General features: G+C 73.5%; 15 protein-coding genes. 10 read left to right on the top strand and 5 right to left on the bottom strand.

Features of this window, described 5'->3' with window-relative positions; translation table 11 throughout:
• The first annotated feature begins 8 nt into the window (after positions 1 to 8).
• The 9 genes from allB (at position 9) to ACIQVZ_RS33210 (ending at position 11,209) form a co-directional block, all read left to right on the top strand.
• Entirely contained in the window at positions 9 to 1,415 is a 1,407-nt protein-coding gene (allB, locus tag ACIQVZ_RS33250; protein ID WP_402455127.1) for an allantoinase AllB, read from the top strand.
• A 9-nt stretch (positions 1,416 to 1,424) separates the two neighbouring features.
• Complete coding sequence (gene alc / locus ACIQVZ_RS33245) at positions 1,425 to 2,684, top strand: allantoicase (RefSeq protein WP_402455125.1); 1,260 nt, start codon at positions 1,425 to 1,427, stop codon at positions 2,682 to 2,684.
• A 101-nt stretch (positions 2,685 to 2,785) separates the two neighbouring features.
• On the top strand, positions 2,786 to 4,246 hold the full coding sequence (locus ACIQVZ_RS33240) for a catalase (protein ID WP_402455123.1): 1,461 nt from the start codon (positions 2,786 to 2,788) through the stop codon (positions 4,244 to 4,246).
• 329 nt (positions 4,247 to 4,575) lie between these two features.
• Complete coding sequence (locus ACIQVZ_RS33235; RefSeq protein ID WP_063350013.1) at positions 4,576 to 5,355, top strand: IclR family transcriptional regulator; 780 nt, start codon at positions 4,576 to 4,578, stop codon at positions 5,353 to 5,355.
• Positions 5,356 to 5,579: 224 nt separating this feature from the next.
• Positions 5,580 to 6,497, top strand: coding sequence for a metal-dependent hydrolase (locus ACIQVZ_RS33230; RefSeq protein ID WP_402455120.1), 918 nt, complete (start codon positions 5,580 to 5,582; stop codon positions 6,495 to 6,497).
• A gap of 124 nt (positions 6,498 to 6,621) precedes the next feature.
• A complete protein-coding gene (locus ACIQVZ_RS33225) occupies positions 6,622 to 7,707 on the top strand; it encodes a PDR/VanB family oxidoreductase (RefSeq protein WP_402455118.1) in 1,086 nt (361 codons plus the stop codon).
• A 27-nt stretch (positions 7,708 to 7,734) separates the two neighbouring features.
• A complete protein-coding gene (locus ACIQVZ_RS33220) occupies positions 7,735 to 8,598 on the top strand; it encodes a M24 family metallopeptidase (RefSeq protein WP_387814612.1) in 864 nt (287 codons plus the stop codon).
• Positions 8,595 to 10,406 (top strand): SDR family oxidoreductase, encoded by a 1,812-nt coding sequence (locus ACIQVZ_RS33215; protein WP_402455116.1) that lies wholly within the window; start codon positions 8,595 to 8,597, stop codon positions 10,404 to 10,406. Before ACIQVZ_RS33220 ends, ACIQVZ_RS33215 begins: the two co-directional genes overlap by 4 nt.
• A gap of 182 nt (positions 10,407 to 10,588) precedes the next feature.
• A complete protein-coding gene (locus tag ACIQVZ_RS33210) occupies positions 10,589 to 11,209 on the top strand; it encodes a LysE family translocator (RefSeq protein ID WP_402455114.1) in 621 nt (206 codons plus the stop codon).
• Positions 11,210 to 11,242: 33 nt separating this feature from the next.
• On the opposite strand, the gene ACIQVZ_RS33205 is transcribed toward ACIQVZ_RS33210, so the two are convergent.
• From ACIQVZ_RS33205 to ACIQVZ_RS33185, 5 genes are all read right to left on the bottom strand, one after another.
• The gene (locus ACIQVZ_RS33205) at positions 11,243 to 12,499 is read right to left on the bottom strand and encodes an XdhC family protein (RefSeq protein WP_402455112.1); all 1,257 of its coding nucleotides are present in this window, start codon (positions 12,497 to 12,499) and stop codon (positions 11,243 to 11,245) included.
• A 106-nt stretch (positions 12,500 to 12,605) separates the two neighbouring features.
• Positions 12,606 to 14,123 carry an NCS2 family permease gene (locus tag ACIQVZ_RS33200; RefSeq protein WP_402455109.1) on the bottom strand — a complete coding sequence of 506 codons (1,518 nt, stop codon included), beginning with the start codon at positions 14,121 to 14,123 and terminating at the stop codon, positions 12,606 to 12,608.
• Between the two features lie 321 nt (positions 14,124 to 14,444).
• Positions 14,445 to 16,814 carry a xanthine dehydrogenase subunit D gene (gene pucD, locus ACIQVZ_RS33195; RefSeq protein ID WP_350875360.1) on the bottom strand — a complete coding sequence of 790 codons (2,370 nt, stop codon included), beginning with the start codon at positions 16,812 to 16,814 and terminating at the stop codon, positions 14,445 to 14,447.
• Positions 16,811 to 17,299 (bottom strand): (2Fe-2S)-binding protein, encoded by a 489-nt coding sequence (locus ACIQVZ_RS33190; protein ID WP_350875362.1) that lies wholly within the window; start codon positions 17,297 to 17,299, stop codon positions 16,811 to 16,813. The genes pucD and ACIQVZ_RS33190 overlap by 4 nt, the downstream gene beginning before the upstream one ends.
• Positions 17,296 to 18,183, bottom strand: a complete 888-nt coding sequence (locus ACIQVZ_RS33185) for an FAD binding domain-containing protein (RefSeq protein ID WP_402455105.1) — start codon at positions 18,181 to 18,183, stop codon at positions 17,296 to 17,298. Before ACIQVZ_RS33185 ends, ACIQVZ_RS33190 begins: the two co-directional genes overlap by 4 nt.
• A gap of 451 nt (positions 18,184 to 18,634) precedes the next feature.
• On the opposite strand from ACIQVZ_RS33185, the gene ACIQVZ_RS33180 reads away from it, so the two are divergent.
• Positions 18,635 to 20,227, top strand: coding sequence for a PucR family transcriptional regulator (locus ACIQVZ_RS33180; RefSeq protein ID WP_402455102.1), 1,593 nt, complete (start codon positions 18,635 to 18,637; stop codon positions 20,225 to 20,227).
• Positions 20,228 to 20,235 lie beyond the last annotated feature (8 nt).

The raw sequence follows: 20,235 nt of genomic DNA, 5'->3' as shown, positions 1-20,235 counted from the left end.
GGTCTCCCATGCCTTTCAGCCAGCCAGCGGTGATCCGCTCCCGACGGGTGGTCCTGCCCGACGGTGAGCGCCCCGCCGACGTGCTGATCCGGGACGGGAAGATCGAGCAGGTCGCCGCGTACGGCGCGCTCCTCGCGGGCGACCGACCCGACGGCGACGGCGGCCTCGCCGACCTCGGGGACACCGCCCTGCTGCCCGGCCTGGTCGACACCCACGTGCACGTCAACGAGCCCGGCCGCACCGAGTGGGAGGGCTTCGCCACCGCCACCCGGGCCGCCGCGGCCGGCGGCGTCACCACGATCATCGACATGCCGCTCAACTCCGTCCCGCCCACCACCACGCTGGAGGGCCTGGCCGCCAAGCGGAAGACCGCGGACGGCCAGGCCTGGGTCGACCTCGGTTTCTGGGGCGGCGCCGTCCCCGGCAACGTCCCGGACCTCGCGCCGCTGCACGAGGCCGGCGTGTTCGGCTTCAAGAGCTTCCTCGCCCCCTCCGGCGTCGACGAGTTCCCGCACGTCGAGGCCGCGGACCTGGAGGCCGCGCTGGCCGAGCAGGCCCGGCTCGGGGCGCTGGCGATCATCCACGCCGAGGACCCGGCCGTGCTGGCCGCCGCCCCGCAGCAACCCGGCGTCCACTACCGCGACTTCCTCGCCTCCCGCCCCGCCGACGCGGAGACCGTCGCCGTCGCCGTCCTGCTCGACACCGCCCGGCGCACCGGCGCCCGCGTCCACATCCTGCACGTCTCCTCCGCCGCCGTGCTGCCGCTGCTGCGCCAGGCCCGCGAGGACGGCGTCCAGGTCACCGCCGAGACCTGCCCGCACTACCTGACCCTGGCGGCCGAGCAGGTGCCGGACGGCGGCACCGCCTTCAAGTGCTGCCCGCCGATCCGCGACGAGACCAACCGCGACCTGCTCTGGCAGGCCCTGGCGGACGGCGAGTTCATCGCCGTGGTCTCCGACCACTCGCCCTCCACCCCCGACCTCAAGCTGCTGCCCGAGTACGGCGGCAGCGGTGACTTCGCGGCCGCCTGGGGCGGCATCGCCTCCCTGCAACTGGGCCTGCCGGCGATCTGGACCGAGGCCCGCCGCCGCGGCCACGGCCTCGCCGACGTGGTCCGCTGGATGTCCGCCGGACCGGCCGAACTCGTCGGCCTCACCGGGATCAAGGGCGCCATCGCGGCGGGCTGCGACGCCGACCTGGTCGCCTTCGACCCCGACGGTGAATTCGCCGTCCACCCCCGCGAGTTGCACCACCGCAACCCCGTGACCCCGTACGCGGGCCGGACGCTGACCGGCGCGGTCCGCACCACCTGGCTGCGCGGCCGCGCGGTGGACGTCTCGGCCGAGCCCTTCGGCCGCCCGCTCACCCGGCCCGTCGCCGCCCCCACCACCACCCCGTCCGATCGCCTGTCCTGAGGAGACTTCGTGACCACTGCCGACACCCCGAGCGCTCCCTTCACCGAGCTGGTCAACCTGGCCTCGCGGCTGCTCGGCGCGGGCGTCGTCGCCACCAACGAGGACACCTTCGCCGACGCCGAGAACCTCCTGGTCGCCAAGCCCGCCGAGTTCCGCCCGCACACCTTCGGTCACAAGGGCCAGATCATGGACGGCTGGGAGTCCAGGCGCCGCCGCGGCGTCTGCGCCGACCAGCCCCACCCCACCGACCAGGACCACGACTGGGCGATCGTCCGGCTCGGCGCCGGCGGTGTGGTCCGCGGCCTGGTGGTGGACACCGCACACTTCACCGGCAACTACCCGGAGAGCGCCTCCGTCGAGGCCGCCTCCGTGCCCGGCCACCCCTCGCCCGAGGAGGTGGCGGACGCCGAGTGGACCACGCTGGTGCCGCGCACCCCGCTCCAGGGCGACACCGCCCACGAGTTCGCCGTCGACGACGCCAACCGCTACACCCACATCCGCCTCAACATCTTCCCGGACGGCGGCGTCGCCCGGCTGCGCGTCCACGGCGAGGTGCTGCCCGACCCGCGCGAACTGGACGGCCTCACCTTCGACCTGGCCGCCCAGGAGTACGGCGGCGTGGCCGAGGCGGCGTCCGACCGCTACTTCTCCTCCCCGCACAACCTGAACGCTCCCGGTCGCGCCTCCGTCATGGGCGAGGGCTGGGAGACCCGGCGTCGGCGCGACAAGGCCAACGACTGGGTGCAGATCGCCCTGGCCGGGGGCGGTGAGGCCCTGGCCGCCGAGGTGGACACCACCCACTTCGTCGCCAATGCCCCCGGCTGGGCCGACCTCGTCGGCTTCGACGCCTCGACCGGGGCGGACCCGGCCGACGGCGAGTGGTTCGAGATCCTGCCCCGCACCCGCCTGCAGCCCGACACCCGGCACCGCTTCCGGCTCGACGCCGGCCGCCCGGTGACCCACGTGCGCATCAACGTCCACCCGGACGGCGGCCTCGCCCGCCTCCGGCTCACCGGCCGCCTCACCGAGGCCGGCCGCGCGGCCCTCGCGCTGCGCTGGTTCAACGCCGTCCCGGCCGCCGAGGCCGCCGCGGCCCTCGCCGAGGCCGGCCTGACCGCCGACGAGGCCGCCGCGCTGACCGCCGCCCGCCCGCTGGCGGACCAGACCGCGGCCGCCGGCGCCGTCGCCGCGCTCCGGCCCGCCGACGGCCCCGACGGCGAGCACTCCTCCCGCCGCCGCTCGGCCGTGTGGCGCCTGCTGGGCGTCTGACGCCCGTTCGGCGGTCCGGCGGAGCCCCGCGCACACCGGGACTGACGGCACGTCACACCACTCTCCACGCAACGCTTTTATCGACACCTGAAGGACCCTCCATGTCCAAGATCCTGACCACGGAGTCCGGCGCCCCGGTCGCCGACAACCAGAACTCGGCCTCGGCCGGCGAGTACGGCCCGCTGCTGATCCAGGACCAGCAGCTGCTGGAGAAGCTGGCCCGGTTCAACCGCGAGCGCATCCCGGAGCGCGTCGTGCACGCCCGCGGCTCCGGCGCGTACGGCTACTTCGAGGTCACCGACGAGGTGTCGCGGTACACCCGCGCGGACTTCCTCGCCGAGGTCGGCAAGCGCACCGAGGTCTTCCTGCGGTTCTCCACCGTGGCCGGCAACCTGGGCTCCAGCGACGCGGTGCGAGACCCGCGCGGCTTCGCGCTGAAGTTCTACACCGCGCAGGGCAACTACGACCTGGTCGGCAACAACACCCCGGTGTTCTTCATCAAGGACCCGCTCAAGTTCCCCGACTTCATCCACTCGCAGAAGCGCGACCCGTACACCGGCGTGCAGGAGGCGGACAACGTCTGGGACTTCTGGGCCCACTCGCCCGCCTCGACCCACCAGATCACCTGGCTGTTCGGCGACCGCGGCATCCCGGCCTCCTACCGCCACATGAACGGCTACGGCTCGCACACCTACCAGTGGGTCAGCGCCGAGGGCGATGCCTACTGGGTGAAGTACCACTTCAAGACCAACCAGGGCATCCGCTCGCTGGACGGCGACCAGTCCGCCGAGGTGCTCGGCGCCGACGCCGACTCGCACCAGCGCGACCTGCACCAGGCCATCGAGCGCGGCGTGTTCCCGTCCTGGACCCTCTACGTCCAGCTGATGCCGGTGGCCGAGGCCGCAGACTACCGCTTCAACCCGTTCGACCTCACCAAGGTGTGGCCGCACGCCGACTACCCGCTGGTCAAGGTCGGCCGCCTGGTGCTCAACAGGAACCCGGAGAACGTCTTCGCCGACGTCGAGCAGTCCGCGTTCTCGCCGAACAACTTCGTGCCCGGCATCGGCCCCTCCCCGGACAAGATGCTCCAGGGCCGCCTGTTCGCCTACGCCGACGCCCAGCGCTACCGCCTCGGCGTCAACCACACCCAGCTGCCGGTGAACGCCCCGCACGCCACCGAGGCGGACAACTACGGCCGCGACGGCCTCCACGCCGTCAACAAGTCCGGCCGCGGCAAGAACTACGAGCCCAACTCGTACGACGGCCCCGCCCAGACCGACACCGCGCTCGCCGCGCCGGTCCGGCTGGACGGCTACACCGGCACCTACACCACGCCGGCTCACACCAAGGACGACGACTTCTTCCAGGCCGGTGAGCTGTACCGGCTGATGTCCGCGGGCGAGAAGACCCGGCTGATCGACAACATCGCGGGCTTCCTCGCCCAGGTGAGCCGCGACGACGTGGTCGAGAAGAACCTCGCCCACTTCCACGCCGCGGACGAGGAGTACGGCGCCCGCCTGGAGGCGGCCGTCGCCAAGCTGCGGGCGGGCGACGAGGGCTGAGTCACCCCGCCGCCGTGGCGCGCCACGCGTGACCACGGCTGAGTCACCCCGCCGTGGCGCACCACGTGTGACGCCCCGCTGACCGACTGACCCGCCCTCACCGGCCGCCGGGGCCCCGCAACCCGGCGGCCGCGGGACGGCCCCCTCCCCCCGGGGCAGTGGGGGAGGGGGCCGTCGTGCTGTCCTCCACTACCGTTCCTCCAGGCGATCGGTGGGTGCTCCACGGAATGTTCACGGATATTCACGGACAGCAGTCGCCGGGCCCGCCGGGTCGATAGGCTGGAGGGCGCCCGCGGTCGCTCCGTGGGGGGACATCGGAAGGGGACGACATGTCGACACCAGCCCCGGGTCGCCACGCCGCGCTGGACCAGGGCCTCGCCGGCCCGTTCACCTCCCTGCAGCACGCCCTCAGACTGCTGGAGGCCGTCGACCGGCACCCTGACGGTGCCACCCTGGTCGCCCTCGCGCGGGAGACCTCGCTCGGCCTGCCGACCGTCCGGCAGCTCGCCGAGATCCTCGAGATCGAGGGCTACCTCCAGTGCCAGGACGGCGGTTGGGTGCTCGGCGGCACCTTCGCCCTGCTCGGCCAGCACAACCGGGAGCAGCTGGTGAAGGCCCGGCTCAACCGCAAACTCGCCGAGCTGCGCGACGAGTTGGGCGCGGCAGTGTACTTCACCCGCTACCACGACGGCGAGTTGTCGGTGGAGGCGGTGTCCGCGGCCGAGTACGCGCCGGCGGTGCAGGAGTGGGTGGACTTCCGGGCCACCGCGCACGCCAGCGCGATCGGCAAGTGCCTGCTCGGCCAGCTCGACGCGGACGCCCGCTGGGACCACCTCTCCCGCCACCCGGTGGCCCGGCTCACCTCCCGGACCGTCACCGACGCCGACCAGCTGATGCACCGGCTGGAGCGGCAGCCGGCCACCGTGCCGGTGCTGGACATCCAGGAGTACGCGCTCGGCACGGTGTGCGCGGCCGTCCCGATCACGGCGGGCAGCACGGTCGGCTGCCTGGCCACGTCGATGCCGGTGGACAACGTGCACAAGCTGAAGGCCGCCGCCGAACTGCTGGCGGCCCGGGCGGCGCCGCTGATGCTGGCGATGGCGGTCTGACGGCCGGTCGTTCCCGCGGGCCCCGCCGGATCCGAGTGATCCGGCGGGGCCCGCGTGTTCGTTCAAGGACCTGGTCGTTCGCGCGCGTTTCCGATGACGGCCCCGGGGTGTGTCACTTATTAGACTCGATGTCGATAAGAGTCGCCGAACCCCTTGTCCCAACCGCTACCCGCGAGTACGTTTCCCTGAGTCGAGCCGCCGCCCCGAGGTCAGGAGGGCCCGCCGTGCCCCGCTCCACCCCCGTACCCGCCCTTGCCGTCCCCGCCGCGCGCGTCCACGACAGCCTCGTCCTCGAACCCCGGGACGTCCGCTTCGACTGGGACCGGCTGCCGCTGCACTGGATCCCCGACGAGCCGATGGCCACCCACGTCATCAACGTGCTGCACCTGCTGCTGCCCGAGGGCGAGCGCTGGTTCGTCAAGGTCTTCAAGGAGGCGCTGCCGCTCATCCGCGACGAGCAACTGCGCGAGGAGGTCCTCGGGTTCATCGGCCAGGAGGCCATCCACGCCGAGGCGCACCAGGAGGTCCTCGACCACCTGCTCGGCCAGGGGCTCGACCCGCGTCCGTACGTCCGGCAGATCGCCTGGCTGTTCCAGCGCGTCCTCGGCGACAAGCCCGGGCTCGGCCCCGCGCGGCGCCGCGAGAACCTCATCGAGCGGGTCGCCTTCGTGGCGGCGATCGAGCACTTCACCGCCTTCCTCGGCAACTGGGCGCTCAACTCCCCGGGCCTGGACCGCGCCAAGGCCGACCCGACGATGCTCGACCTGCTGCGCTGGCACGGCGCCGAGGAGGTCGAACACCGCAGCGTCGCCTTCGACCTGATGGTCCACCTCGACCCCGGCTACCTGCGCCGGGTCCGCGGCATGGCGGTCTCCGGGCCGCTGCTGGTCCACCTCTGGGTGCGCGGCGCCCGCTTCCTGCTCGCCGCCGACCCCACCCTCGACGGGCGGCTCAAGCCCACCTGGCGGGAGGCCGGCAGGATCGCCAGGCGCGGCCTGCTGCCCGACCCGGTCCGGTCGATCCGCTCCGGCCTGCGCTACCTGCGGCCCGGCTACCACCCCACCCAGGAGGGCTCCTCCAGCCAGGCCCTCGGCTACCTCGCCGCCTCCCCGGCCGCCCGCGCGGCGGCAGTGGCCCACTGACAAGGGGTCAGGTGACAGAGTTCAGATAACAGAAAACGTCATCTGTTATCTGTTATCTGAACTTTGAAATCCGAAACCTGTCACCCGTCGCTCGCGCCCCCTCCCAGACGCCAAGGACCGCCGGATGGACCTGCTCAACCCGCCCCCCGACCTCTACGGCCGCCCCCGCGCCGACGCGTTCATGCGCCGGCTCACCGCCTTCGGCGACCGCTACACCCCGGCCCTCGGTAGCCCCCTGCTGCGTCGCAACCCCCGCCGCCCGCTCAGCCGCCCCACCCCGCCGCTCCAGCTGGTCGTCGCCGCCCGCCGCCAACTCGCCGCCGACGTCGTCGAATTGCGGCTCACCGACCTCTCCGGCGGCCCGCTCCCCGGCTGGCAGCCCGGCGCCCACCTGCGCCTCGCCCTGCCCTCCGGCCGCGAACGCCACTACTCGCTCTGCGGCGACCCCGCCGACCGTGCCGCCTACCGGATCGCCATACGGCGACTGCCCGAGGGCGGCGGCGGCTCCGTCGAGATCCACGACACCCTGCACCCCGGCAGCCGCCTCACCGCCCGCCGCCCGCGCAACGGCTTCGCCTTCTGCGCCGAGCCCGCCGTCCTGCTGCTCGCCGGCGGCATCGGCATCACTCCACTGCTCCCGATGGCCCGCGAGGCGCGGCGGCACGGCCTGGACTGGCGCCTGGTGCACGTCGGCCGCAGCGCCGACACCCTCCCGTACGCGGACGAGCTGCGCGCTCTCGACCCGAGCCGGGTGGTGCTGCGCACCGACGACGAGCACGGCGTGCCGACCGGCGCCGACCTGCTCGCGCACGCCCCGCGCGGCGCCGCCGTCTACTGCTGCGGCCCGGCCCCGATGCTCACCGCCGTGCAGCGCGCCCTGGACGAATCCCCTTCCACCGCCCTGCACTTCGAGCGCTTCGGCGCCGCCCCGGTCATCGGCGGCGAGCCCTTCGCCGTGCGCCTGGGCACCGACGGCCCGGCGCTGGACGTCCCCGCCGACCGCTCCGCCCTGGACGTGCTGCGCGAAGCCCGCCCCGATCTCCCGTACTCCTGCCACCAGGGCTTCTGCGGCACCTGCGAGGTCCGCGTGCTGGCCGGCACGCCCGAGCACCGGGACCGCCGGCTCACCCCCGAGCAGCGTGCCGCCGGCGCCGTGCTGCCCTGCGTCTCCCGGGCCGCCGAGGGCGAGACCCTGGTGCTCGACCTGTAGCGTGCTCGACCTGTAGAAGGAGCCCCGATGGCGAACCCCCCGACCTTCCCCTACGACGAGCGCGACCTCGCCCGCTTCCGCGAGACCCAGCAACTCGCCTACCACTGCGCCGAACAGGTCGCCGCCTGGATCGAACCGGGCGTCACCGAGCGCCAGGCCACGGCCGAACTGCGCCGCCGCCTGGTCGCCGCCGGGGTGCAGGACTTCTTCCACGTCCCGTTCGCCTGGTTCGGCGACCGCACGGCCTTCCGGCACTTCCACACCCCGCTCCAGTTCTTCGCCGGCAACCGCCGCCTGGAGGAGGGCATGCCGTACGTCCTGGACTGCGCGCCCATCGTCGACGGCTACACCGCCGACATCGGTTACGGCGGCAAGGTCGGCGAGAACCGGGTCTGGGACCGCCTGGCCGCCGACCTCCAGGTGTACCGCGAGCTGATCCTCGCCGAGGTGCGCGCCCGCCGTCCGCTCAACGAGGTGTACGCGGCCGTGGACGCGCAGATCGCCGCGCACGGCTACGACAACCGCCACCAGGTCTACCCGGGCCGGGTGATCGGCCACCAGGTCACCCGCACCACCGTGCGCGGCCCGGCCGGGGTCAACGTCCTCGGCTTCGGCGTGCGCACCCTGCAGACCCTCGGACGCGAACTGATCTCCGAGCGCCTGCACGGCCGTTCACCGCTCTGGGCGGACGGCCGGTCGTCCCGGCACGCGCCCACCCCGGGCCTGTGGGCGGTCGAGCCGCACATCGGCTTCCGCGGCGTGGGCATCAAGTTCGAGGAACTGCTGGTGGTCACCGAGGACGACGCCCACTGGCTCGACGACGACCTGCCGCACGTCCGCCGCTGGACGGCGGACGCCGCCCACGACGTTGCCCTGGAGGCCGCCCGATGACCACCCCCGCCGCAGACGCCCCGGACGCCCCGGACGCCCCGGACGCAGCAGACGCCGCAGCTGCCGCGAAGGCGCCGGCCGCCCCGCCCGTGCGCCGCCGCACCGTGCACTCCGACGGCCTCCCGCTCGCCGTCTTCGAACAGGGCGACCCGGCCGCCCCCACCGTCCTCCTGGTGCACGGCTACCCGGACACCCATGCCGTCTGGGACGACGTCGCCGCCGACCTCGCCCGCGACCACCACGTGGTCCGCTACGACGTGCGCGGCGCCGGCCGGTCCGGAGTGCCCGCCACCCGGGACGGCTACCGGCTGGAGCACCTGGCCGCCGACCTGTTCGCGGTCGCCGACGCCGTCAGCCCCGACCGCCCGGTGCACGTGGTCGCCCACGACTGGGGCTCGCTGCAGTCCTGGGAGGCCGTCACCGAGCCCGGCTCCGAGCGGCGGATCGCCTCGTACACCACCATGTCCGGCCCCTGCCTGGACCACATGGGCTACTGGCTGCGCCACCGGATGCGCCGGCCCACCCCGCGCCACCTGCGCCAACTCCTCCACCAGGGCCTGCACTCCTGGTACATCACCGCCTTCCACCTGCCCTTCCTCGCCCCCGGCGTGTGGCGCCTGGGCCTGGCCCGGGCCTGGCCGCGGGTGCTGCGCGACCTGGAGCAGGTCACCCCGCGGCCCGACCACCCGCAGCCCGGCCTGCGCCGCGACGCCGTCCGCGGCATCGAGCTGTACCGGGCCAACTTCCGCCCCACGCTGCGCAGTCCGCGCGAGCGGCCGACGCGGGTGCCGGTCCAGCTGATCACCCTCACCCGGGACCGCTACGTCGCCCCGTTCCTCTCCGAGGGGCTGGAACGCTGGGTGCCCGAGCTGACCCGACGGACGCTGCACGCCGGCCACTGGTCGGCGCTGCTGGAGAAGGGAGCCACCGTGGCCGAGATGGTCCGCGAGTTCACCACCCGCATCGAACGCGGAAGCGCAGAGCCGACCCGGGAGCAGGGCGACGGCCGGCTGGTCGTCGTCACCGGCGGCGGCAGCGGCATCGGCCGGGCCACCGCGCTCGCCTTCGCCGAGGACGGCGCCCGCGTCGTGGTCTGCGACCTCGACCTCGCCGCCGCCGAGCGCACCGCCGAACTCGCCTCGCTGATCGGCCCGCAGGCGCACGCCTACCGGGTGGACGTCGCCGACGGCGCGGCGGTGGACGCCTTCGCACAGGCGGTCGCGGAGGAGCACGGGGTGCCCGACGTGGTGGTCAACAACGCCGGCATCGGCCACTCCGGGACGTTCCTGCAGACCACCGAGAAGGAATGGCAGCGCGTCCTGGACGTCAACCTCTGGGGCGTCATCCACGGCTGCCGCGCCTTCGGCACGCTGATGGCCGACCGCGGCCGGGGCGGTCACCTGGTCAACGTCTCCTCGGCCGCCGCCTACCTGCCGTCCAAGGCGCTCACCGCGTACGCGACCAGCAAGGCCGCGGTGTTCATGCTCTCGGACTGCCTGCGCGCCGAACTCGCCGGGCACGGCATCGGCGTCTCCACCATCTGCCCGGGCATCGTCAACACCAACATCACCCGCACCTCCACCTTCTCCGCGACCACCGCCGACCAGCAGGCCGCCAAGCAGGCCCGCGCCGCCAGGCTCTACGCCCGCCGCGGCTTCCCCCCGGAGAAGGTCGCCACCGCCATCCTCGCCGCCGTCCGCACCGGCAGGCCGGTCGTCCCCGTCACCCCGGAGGCCAAGGCCGCCCGCTTCCTCTCCCGCCTCAGCCCCGGCCTCCTCCGCCTGGCCGCCCGCCTCAACATCACCTGAGCGGGCCGCACGGGCCCGCGGTATCGGGCAGGACGACGCCGCCCTTGAGAACGCGGTGCGGCGCCGGAAGCGCGAGGCCTTCACGGCCCGGCTCGCCGAGGGCGGTCTGCCCGGTCTCACCGGACCGGTGGACCAGGGTGAGTGAGGAACGAGGCCCCGGGCCTGTGAGAGCATCGAGGCCCATGGAGATGACAACGGCTCTGTGGTCCTTCGCCCTCGTCGTGGGGCTGCTCACGCTCACGCCCGGGCTCGACACCGCGCTGGTGCTGCGGACGTCCGCGCTCGGGCGGCGGAGTCAGGCGTGGGGGGTGGTGCTGGGGATCCAGACCGGGACCCTGGTCTGGGGGACGCTCACCTCGGCCGGGGTGACGGCGCTGCTGACCGCCTCGCAGGTGGCGTACGAGGTGCTGCGCTGGGGTGGGGCGGCGTACCTGGTGTGGATGGGCGTCGGCATGCTGCGCAGCCGGGGCGGGGAGGCGGCGGTCGAGGAGGAGCCGGCCGAGGGCGGTTTCGGGTACGGCTGGCGGCGCGGAACGCTGACCAATCTGCTGAACCCCAAGGTCGGGGTGTTCTACGTGGCCGTGCTGCCGCAGTTCATCCCCGCCGGGGCCCCGCACTTCGCCGCCGGGGTGGCGCTCACCTGCGTCCACGTGGTGGAGGGCGTGCTGTGGTCGACCGTCCTGGTCGGCTTCGCCCGGGCGCTGCGCGGCTGGCTGCGCCGCCCCGCCGCCCGGAGGCTGATGGACCGGGTGACCGGCGCGGTGGTGGTGGGCTTCGGCGTGAAGCTGGCACTGAGCGACTGAGCGACTGAGCGATTGAGCGACTGACCGTCGGACTCAGGCGGCGTGCGTCCGGTGCGTGCGTCGTGCCCGGGGCTCCTCGGGGGTGGCCGGTGCCTCGTGGTGGATCGGGCCGTCCCCGGCGTTGAGCGGCAGGCAGCTGCCGCCGCGCCGGTGGGCGATGATCTCGGCGGCGACGGACACCGCCGTCTCCTCGGGGGTGCGGGCGCCGAGGTCGAGGCCGATGGGGGAGCGCAGCCGGCCGATCTCGGCCTCGGTGAGCCCGACCTCGCGCAGCCGCGCCTCGCGGTCGCGGTGGGTGCGGCGCGAGCCCATCGCGCCGACGTAGCCGACCGGCAGCCGCAGGGCGCGTTCCAGCAGCGGGATGTCGAACTTGGCGTCGTGGGTGAGCACGCAGAGCACGGTGCGCCCGTCGATCCGGTCGAGCTGGGAGTCGAGGTAGCGGTGCGGCCAGTCGACGACGACCTCGTCGGCCTCGGGGAAGCGCCGTTTCGTGGCGAAGACGGGCCGGGCGTCGCAGACGGTGACGCGGTAGCCGAGGAAGCGGCCGATCCGGACGACGGCGGCGGCGAAGTCGATGGCGCCGAAGACGAGCATCCGCGGCGCGGGCACGTAGGACTCGACGAAGCAGGCGACGGTGCCCTGGTCGCGGTCGTCGCAGGGGCGTCCGTCGAGGCCGAGCACGATCCGGCCGGTGCGTCCGGCGTCGAGCATGGCCCGGGCCTCGGTGACGACCGCCCGTTCGAGCGCGGTCACGAGGTGTCGCGCGGGGCGCGTCGCCGGAAGGGTGGCGGCGGGCGACGGCTGGGCCGTCGAGGGGGCGGGGGGGAGGGCGGGGGAGAGGGCGCCGTGGTGGGTGTCGGCGGTGACGGCGACGGTGGCGCCGACGAGTCCGCCGGGCCCGGCGATCACCCGGGCGAGCGCGACGGGGGTGCCGGAGGCGATGTAGGCGATGCCGGCGTCGAGTCCGTCGTCGGCCCCGGGCCGGATCGGCTGGACGAACACGTCGAGGACGCCGCCGCAGGTCAGGCCGACGGCGAAGGCGTCCTCGTCGCTGTAGCCGAACCGTTCCAGGACGGGTTCGCCGGACTCGATGGCAGCCTGGCACAGCTCGTAGACCGCGCCCTCGACGCAGCCCCCGGAGACGCTGCCGATCGCCTCGCCGGCCGCGTCGACGGCCAGGGCCGCCCCCGGGTCGCGGGGCGCGCTGCCGGAGACGCCGACGACGGTGGCCACGGCGAAGGAGCGCCCGGCCGCGTGCCAGGCCTGCAACTGCTCGGCGATGTCCTGCATGTCGGAGAGCTCCTTACACAAGCGAGGGTAGACGGGAGGTGCCGCCGTACGGGAAACGATTCCCGCACGGCGGCGGTGCGGCCAGGTCCTCTGCGGCCGAGCGGGGCTAGTGCACGCCCAGCCAGGACTTGATCGGGGTGAGCGCGAAGTAGACCACGAAGACCCCGGTGAGGATCCACATCAGCGGGCCGGGCTCGCGCCACTTGCCGGTGCCCGCCTTGATGACCGTGTACGAGATGACGCCCGCGGCGACACCGGCGGTGATGCTGTAGGTGAACGGCATCAGGGTGCAGGTGAGGAAGGCCGGGATGGCGACCTCGCGGTCGGACCAGTCGATGTGCCGGGCCTGGCTCATCATCATCGAGCCGATCACGACGAGGGCGGCGGAGGCCACCTCGGTCGGGACGATCGCGGCGAGCGGCGAGAAGAACAGCATCAGCGCGAACACGCCGCCGGTGACGGTCGAGGCGAGGCCGGTGCGGGCGCCGTCGCCGACCCCGGTGGCGGACTCGACGAACACGGTCTGGCCGGAGGCGCCGGACAGGCCGCCGACGGCGCCGCCGGCCCCGTCGATGAACAGGGCCTTGGAGAGGCCGGGCATCCGGCCCTGCTTGTCGGCCAGCCCGGCTTCGGTGCCGACGCCGATGATGGTGGCCATCGCGTCGAAGAAGCCGGCCAGTACCAGGGTGAAGACGGCGACCGAGGCGCTGATGGCGCCCAGGCCGTGGCTGCCGAAGGCACCGAAGAGGTCGACGTGGCCGAAGAGGCCGAAGTCGGGCGCGGAGACCGGGCTGCCCGGCCACACCGGGGCGGAGCTGACCCAGGTCTTCGCGGGGAGGTCGGCGACCGCGTTGATGACGAAGGCCACCACGGTGCCGCCGGCGATGCCGATCAGGATCGCGCCGCGGACGTTGCGGGCCAGCAGGACGAAGATCGTCAGCACGGTGAGGCAGAAGACCAGGACGGGCCAGCCGGCCAGCTCGCCGAAGGGGCCGAGCGCGAGCGGCGTGGGGCCGCCGGTGTGCACGAAGCCGGCCTTGACCAGGCCGATCAGCGAGACGAAGAGGCCGATGCCGATGGTGATGGCGTGCTTGAGCGGCAGCGGGATGCCGTTCATGATCTTCTCGCGGAGCCCGGACACGACCAGCAGGACGATCAGCAGGCCGTAGATCACGCACAGGCCCATGGCCTGGGGCCAGGTGGTGTGCGGTACCACCAGCGCGGATATCACGCCGGAGACCGAGAGCCCGGCGGCGACCGCCAGGGGGACGTTGCCGACCACGCCCATCAGGATCGTGGTGACGGCGGCGGCGAGCGCGGTCGCGGTGGTGAGCTGCGCGTGGTCCAGCTTGAGGCCGTTGACGTCGGCGCCGCTCAGGATGATCGGGTTGAGCAGGACGATGTAGGCCATCGCCATGAAGGTGGTGAGGCCGCCGCGGATCTCGTTGCCGAAGGTCGATCCCCGGGCCGTGATCCTGAAGTACGCGTCCAGTGCGTTCTTCGGCGCGGGGGCCGGGGCGGGAGCGGGCGTGGCGGTGTCGTCCTCGGCGGGTCTCTCCTCGGTGGAGCCGGGTTCCGTGGGGCTGTGTTCCGTGGGGCTGTGTTCCGTGGGGATCTGGGTCATGTCCACTCCCAAGTGTCAAAGGGGGTTGGGGTGGGCGAGCCGACCTGACTGCCAGTCAACGAGGTTGGCGCAGGGGGACTGCTCGACTCACTGGGCGCACTGTGGCGGTGCCTGCGGTGCGTGGGTGGTGCGCACCGCTGCAGAACCCCGGCGTGGGAGAGGCAGCGGGATGGTGCGGTCGCGTGCCGTGGGTGGTGCACGCGAGTGGGGGTGGCGCGGTGGAGCGGCCCCGGGGCGGCGGGGAGGACGGTCGCCGCCCCGGGGAGGTTCTCCTGCTCCCCGGGGCCTGAAGCCCGGGGGAGCTTGCGGGCTCCGGGGGCGTCAGGCCCCGGGGGCCTCCGTGGTCAGGTGCTCGGGCCGGACCGGGATCCGGTTGAGCGCCAGGCCGGTGGCGTTGCGGATGGCCGCCACGATCGACGGAGTCGCCGAGACGGTCGGGGCCTCGCCGACGCCGCGCAGCCCGTACGGGGCGTGCGGGTCGGGCAGTTCGAGGATCTCCACCGGGATCGGCGGGGTGTCGAGGATGGTGGGGATCAGGTAGTCGGTGAAGGAGGCGTTGCGCACCTTCCCGTCCCGCACGATGATCTCCTCCATCACGGCGAGGCCGAGCGCCTGGGTGCAGCCGCCCTGGATCTGGCCGACGACGGAGAGCGGGTTGAGCGCCTTGCCGACGTCCTGGACGGCGGTGAGCTCGACGACCTTGACCAGGCCCAGTTCGACGTCCACGTCGACCACCGCGCGGTTGGCGCAGAAGGTGTACTGGACGTGGCCGAAGCCCTGCCCGGTCTCCTTGTCGAAGGGGACGGTCGGGCGGTGGTGGTGTTCGCGGGTGAGGTCGATGGCCTCGTCGCCGAGCAGGTCGACCATGGGGACCAGCACGCCGGCGCTCTCCGAGACGACCTTCCCGGCGATCAGCGTGATGTCGCCGTGGGTCCAGCCGTAGCGGCGGCGGCCCTTCTCGATCAGCGCCCGCCTGACCGCCTCGGCGGCCAGCTTCACGGCGCCGCCGGTCATGTACGTCTGGCGCGAGGCGGAGGTCGAACCGGCCGATCCGACCTCGGTGTTGGCCGGGTGGATGGTGACCAGTTCGACGCCCAGCTCGGTGCGGGCGATCTGGGCGTGCACGGTGACGCCGCCCTGGCCGACCTCCGCCATCGCGGTGTGGACCATGGCGACGGGCTCGCCGCCGATCACCTCCAGGCGCACCCGGGCGGTGGAGTAGTCGTCGAAGCCCTCGGAGAAGCCGACGTTCTTGATGCCGACCGAGTAGCCGACGCCGCGCACGATGCCCTCGCCGTGCGAGGTGTTGGACAGTGCCCCGGGGAGCTGGCGCACGTCCGGGTGATCGGTGTCCAGCGGCGGCGGCAGCGGCATCTCCTTGGCGCGCCGCAGCAGTTCGGCGACCGGGGCGGGCGAGTCGATCTGCTGGCCGGTGGGCATGTGGTCGCCCTCCGACATGGCGTTGAGCTGCCTCAACTCGACCGGGTCCATGCCGAGTTCGACGGCCAGCTTGTCCATCTGCGACTCGTAGCCGAACGCGGCCTGGACGGCGCCGAAGCCGCGCATGGCGCCGCAGGACGGGTTGTTGCTGTAGAGCGCGATGGCGTGCATCCGCACGTTGGGGATCACGTACGGGCCGTGCCCGAGCGAGGCCGCGTTGCCGACCACGGCGGGCGAGGCGGAGGCGTACGCGCCGCCGTCCAGCACGATCCGGCAGTCGGCGAAGACCAGCTTGCCGTCGCGGGTGGCGCCGTGCTCGTAGTGCATCCTGGCGGGGTGGCGGTGCACGTGGCCGAAGAAGGACTCGTCGCGGGCGTAGACGATCTTGACCGGCTTGCCGGTGTGCTGGGCCAGCAGGCAGGCGTGGATCTGCATCGACAGGTCCTCGCGGCCGCCGAAGGCGCCGCCGACGCCGGCCAGGGTGAGCCGGACCTTCTCCTCGGGCAGGTCGAGCACCGGGGCCATCTGCTGGCGGTCGACGTGCAGCCACTGGGTGGCGATGTAGAGGTCGATGCCGCCGTCCTCGGCGGGCACCGCGAGGCCGGACTCGGGGCCGAGGAAGGCCTGGTCCTGCATGCCGACCTCGTAGTCGCCGCTGACGACGACGTCCGCGAGCGCGCGGACCTCGTCGGTGACGCCGAGGCCGGAGACCAGCCGCTGCTCGTGGCAGATGTTGCCGTACCCGTGCGACTTGTACTCGTGCGGCTCGTGCACGTAGCCGTGTGTGGCGGGGTCCAGGCACTGCTCCTCGGTGACGATCGGGGTGAGCACCTCGTACTCGACCTTGATCCTCTTCACCGCGCGGCGGGCGGTCTCCGGGTGGTCGGCCGCGACCAGGGCGATCGCCTCGCCGTGGTAGCGGACCTTGTCGATGGCCAGGGCCGGCTGGTCCTGGATCTCCAGCCCGTAGTACTTCGCGCCGGGGATGTCCTGGTGGGTGAGGACGGCGTAGACGCCGGGCACCTTGAGCGCCTCGGAGATGTCCACCGACAGGATGGTGGCGCGCGGGTGCGGCGAGCGCAGCGCCATGCCCCAGAGCATGTCCTCGTGCCACATGTCGGAGGAGTAGGCGAACTCGCCCTTGACCTTGAGGTGGCCGTCCGGGCGCAGCGGCGAGCCGCCGATGCCGTCCTTGCTGGCCTGCCGGATGTCCTGGAGGTTCTTCTGGCCCTGGATGGTGCGGGTGGTCATTGCGACACGGCCTTTCCGGCGCACGTGCGGGCGGACGCCAGCCGCACCGCGTCCATGATCTTCTCGTAGCCGGTGCAGCGGCAGAGGTTGCCCGACAGCGCCTCGCGGATGTCGTTGTCGCTCGGCTGGGCGTCCCGCTCCAGCAGCGCGTCGGTCTGCACCAGCAGGCCGGGGGTGCAGAAGCCGCACTGGACGGCGCCGGCATCGATGAACGCCTGCTGGACGAGGCCCAGTTCGCCGTTCTCGCCGGTCAGGCCCTCGACCGTGCGCACCTCGCGGTCCTGCACCTGGCCGGCCGCGACCAGACAGCTGCAGACCGGCACGCCGTCCAGGTAGACCGTGCAGGAGCCGCACTCGCCCTGCTCGCAGGCGTTCTTCGAGCCCGGCAGGCCGACCCGCTCGCGCAGCACGTACAGGAGGCTCTCGCCCTCCCAGACGTCGTCCGCCTCGACCGGCTTGCCGTTGGCGGTGAAAGTCACCCTCATGCCGCGCTCCTGATCTGCTTGCCGTAGTCGTTCCAGGTCCAGGTGAGGGTGCGGCGGGCCATCACGGCGAGCGCGTGCCGGCGGTAGTCGGCGGTGCCCCGGACGTCGTCGATCGGCGAGGCGGCGGCCTTGACCAGCTCGCCGAAGCGCTGGACCACCTCGGCGCCCAGCAGGTCGCCGGACTCCCAGAGGCCGCGCTCGGCGAGCACGCCCGCCAGGTACTCCTCGGCCTCGACGGCGCGGCGCGGCGTGGGGGCGGCCGAGCCGATGCCGGTGCCGACGGTGCCGTTCTTCGGGTGGAGGGCGAAGCCGAAGGCGCAGACCGCGATCACCATGGCGTTGCGGGTGCCGATCTTCGAGAACTGCTGCGGGCCGTCCGCCACCGGGATGTGCACCGCCCGGATCAGCTCGTCGGCGTCCAGGCTGTTGCGCTTCACGCCGACGTAGAAGTCGTCGATCGGGATCAGCCGGGTGCCGCGCACGGAGGCGGCCTCGACCAGGACGTCCCGGCCGGCCGCCAGCAGCGCCGGGTGGGAGTCGCCGGCCGGGGAGGCCGCGCCGAGGTTGCCGCCGACGCCGCCGCGGTTGCGGATCTGCGGGGAGCCGACGGTGTGGGCCGCCAGCGCCAGCCCGGGCAGCGGCCCGGACAGCTCGTCGATGATCCGGGAGTAGGGGACGGAGGCGCCGAGCCGGACGACGCCGCCGTCGTTCGACCACTGGGTGAGCTCGGTGATGCGGTTCAGATCGAGAATCGCGGATGGCCGGTGCACGTCGAAGTTCAGCTCGACCATGACGTCCGTACCGCCCGCGATGGGCAGTGCGGTCGGGTACTCGGCCTTCGCCGCGAGTGCCTCGTCCCAGGTAGCGGGCCGAAGGAACTCCATGCGGGTGTCTCCTCAAGTCGTCGCCTGCCGGACGGGTGGGCACACTGCCCGGAACTCGGTGTTCGGACCTCTCAACCAACCGCTTCGTCGCCTCCGCGTCGGGCCCCGGTCACCGGGCTGCGTCCGGCGGCGTGTCGCCCAGTGAACCGCCGCGACGGGGCCCACAGGCAGTCACCGATGGCATGAAGCCCCGGCTGTGCTCCCGCCCGGCATCCTGTACGTTCCTCTAAGGAGAGGAATGCGCAGCCCAGGTGTTCACCAGGTGCTACCTACGACCGTAATCCGGCCGTGATTCGCAAGCGACGGGCCCGTGATCCGCTCGCCCGCCCGGACGTGACGACAAGTACGGATGTTCGGGCACACTGTGACCCCCGACCGAACGCCCGGGCCTTCCCCGTTCGGCCCACCCCTCAGCCCCATCCCACCCTCAGCCCCCGTTAGGAGTCCGCGGATGCGTGTCCGTGACCTGCTCGCCCCCGGCGCCCCGCGACTGCGCCTGCTCGCGGCCGAGGACGAGCTGGACCGGCAGGTCAGCGGCGTCATGACCACGGACCTGCACGACCCCGGCCGCTACCTGCACGGCGGCGAGCTGGTGCTCACCGGCATGCTGTGGCGCACCGCCCCGGCCGATTCCGAGCGGTTCGTGCGGACCATCGTGGCCGGCGGCGCGGTCGCCCTGGCGGCCGGCGAGGCCGAGGTCGGCCCGGTGCCCGAGGACCTGGTGGAGGCCTGCCGGCGGCACCGGATGCCGCTGCTGGCCGTCCCCGACGACATCGCCTTCGGCACCGTCACCGAGTTCATCGGCCGCCAGGTCTCCGCCGACCGCGCCGCCGACCTCGCCGCCCTCGTCGACCGGCACCGCCTGCTGGTCTCGGCGGCCGGCGGCGGCGGCCTGGACGCGGTGCTGGACCTGCTCGGCGGCGACCTCGACCTCGACTGCTGGGTGCTCACCCCCACCGGCGCGGTGATCGCAGGCCCCGCCGACCGCCTCCCGGCCGAGGACCGCGACCAGCTGGTCCGGGCCCACCTCGGCGCCCAGCGCCAGCGCCGCCGCCCCCCGCACCGGGCCCGCCTGGCCGGCGGCTCCTACTCGCTGCTGCCCGCCCCGGCGTCGGCCGACCACCAGGCGCCGCTGGCCGACTGGGTGCTCGCGGTGGCCGGCGACGTCACCGAGTGGACCACCAAGCGCCAGCAGCTCGCCGAGAACCTGGCCCGGCTGGTCGCCGCCGAGCGCCACCGCCGCGACGAGGGCCGCCGGCTGCGCCGCCGCCTCGCCGACGAGGTGCTGGCCCTGCTCCAGCGCGACGCCGACCCGGCCGAGATCAGCCGCACCCTGTACGCCTCCTCGGCGATGGCCGCCCGCTACGAGAGTGTCGAGCCCAAAGCCCAGGCCCAGGACGGGTCCTGGCTGGTGCTCAGCGCCGAGGGCACCGGCCTGCCCGAGGGCGTGGTGCGCGCGGTCCTGGAGGAGGCGCTGGGCGGCACCACCGACCGCGCGCTGGTCGCCGGGGCCGGCTCCGGCGCCGTCGTGGTGCTGCCCGCCCTGGACGGACCGGTGCCCGCCGAGACCCTGCGCGAACTGCTCGCCCCGCTGGAGGCGGGCCTCGGCTCGGAGGGCCGGATCACCCTCGGGGTCTCCGCCCCCGCCTCCGAGGCCGGCGGCCTGCGCGGCGCCCTGGAGGAGGCCCGGCACGCCCGCCGGATCGCCGCCGCCCGGGTCGGCCGGGTCTGCGTGGCGGGCCCCGAGGAGCTGGCCTCGCACGTGCTGCTGCTGGCGGCCGTCCCGGACGAGGTCCGCCGCGCCTTCCGCAGCCGGCTGCTGGACAAGGTGATCGCGTACGACATCGAGCACCAGGCGGACCTGGTCCGCACCCTGGAGGCGTTCCTGCGCTCGGACGGCTCCTGGACGCGCTGCGCCGCGCAGCTGCACGTCCACGTCAACACCCTGCGCTACCGGATCGGCCGGATCGAGGAGCTGACCGGCCGTGACCTCTCCCGGCTGGAGGACCGGGTGGACTTCTACCTGGCGCTCGAACTGGCCTGACGGCCGGG

Origin of the sequence: Kitasatospora sp. NPDC098663 (assembly GCF_044760075.1) — a bacterium.
In the GTDB taxonomy this organism is placed as follows: Bacteria; Actinomycetota; Actinomycetes; order Streptomycetales; family Streptomycetaceae; genus Kitasatospora.
The sequence above is the reverse complement of the archived record's forward strand: the minus strand, read 5'-3'. Positions and strand labels throughout refer to the sequence as shown.

What these genes read in the sequence shown, in the direction of transcription:
- allB (WP_402455127.1), top strand. Translation starts at nt 9, where the DNA reads ATGCCTTTCAGCCAGCCAGCGGTGATCCGCTCCCGACGGGTGGTCCTG.
- ACIQVZ_RS33240 (WP_402455123.1), top strand. Translation starts at nt 2,786, where the DNA reads ATGTCCAAGATCCTGACCACGGAGTCCGGCGCCCCGGTCGCCGACAAC.
- ACIQVZ_RS33235 (WP_063350013.1), top strand. Translation starts at nt 4,576, where the DNA reads ATGTCGACACCAGCCCCGGGTCGCCACGCCGCGCTGGACCAGGGCCTC.
- ACIQVZ_RS33225 (WP_402455118.1), top strand. Translation starts at nt 6,622, where the DNA reads ATGGACCTGCTCAACCCGCCCCCCGACCTCTACGGCCGCCCCCGCGCC.
- ACIQVZ_RS33220 (WP_387814612.1), top strand. Translation starts at nt 7,735, where the DNA reads ATGGCGAACCCCCCGACCTTCCCCTACGACGAGCGCGACCTCGCCCGC.
- ACIQVZ_RS33215 (WP_402455116.1), top strand. Translation starts at nt 8,595, where the DNA reads ATGACCACCCCCGCCGCAGACGCCCCGGACGCCCCGGACGCCCCGGAC.
- ACIQVZ_RS33210 (WP_402455114.1), top strand. Translation starts at nt 10,589, where the DNA reads ATGGAGATGACAACGGCTCTGTGGTCCTTCGCCCTCGTCGTGGGGCTG.
- ACIQVZ_RS33205 (WP_402455112.1), bottom strand. Translation starts at nt 12,499, where the DNA reads ATGCAGGACATCGCCGAGCAGTTGCAGGCCTGGCACGCGGCCGGGCGC.
- ACIQVZ_RS33200 (WP_402455109.1), bottom strand. Translation starts at nt 14,123, where the DNA reads ATGACCCAGATCCCCACGGAACACAGCCCCACGGAACACAGCCCCACG.
- pucD (WP_350875360.1), bottom strand. Translation starts at nt 16,814, where the DNA reads ATGACCACCCGCACCATCCAGGGCCAGAAGAACCTCCAGGACATCCGG.
- ACIQVZ_RS33190 (WP_350875362.1), bottom strand. Translation starts at nt 17,299, where the DNA reads ATGAGGGTGACTTTCACCGCCAACGGCAAGCCGGTCGAGGCGGACGAC.
- ACIQVZ_RS33185 (WP_402455105.1), bottom strand. Translation starts at nt 18,183, where the DNA reads ATGGAGTTCCTTCGGCCCGCTACCTGGGACGAGGCACTCGCGGCGAAG.
- ACIQVZ_RS33180 (WP_402455102.1), top strand. Translation starts at nt 18,635, where the DNA reads ATGCGTGTCCGTGACCTGCTCGCCCCCGGCGCCCCGCGACTGCGCCTG.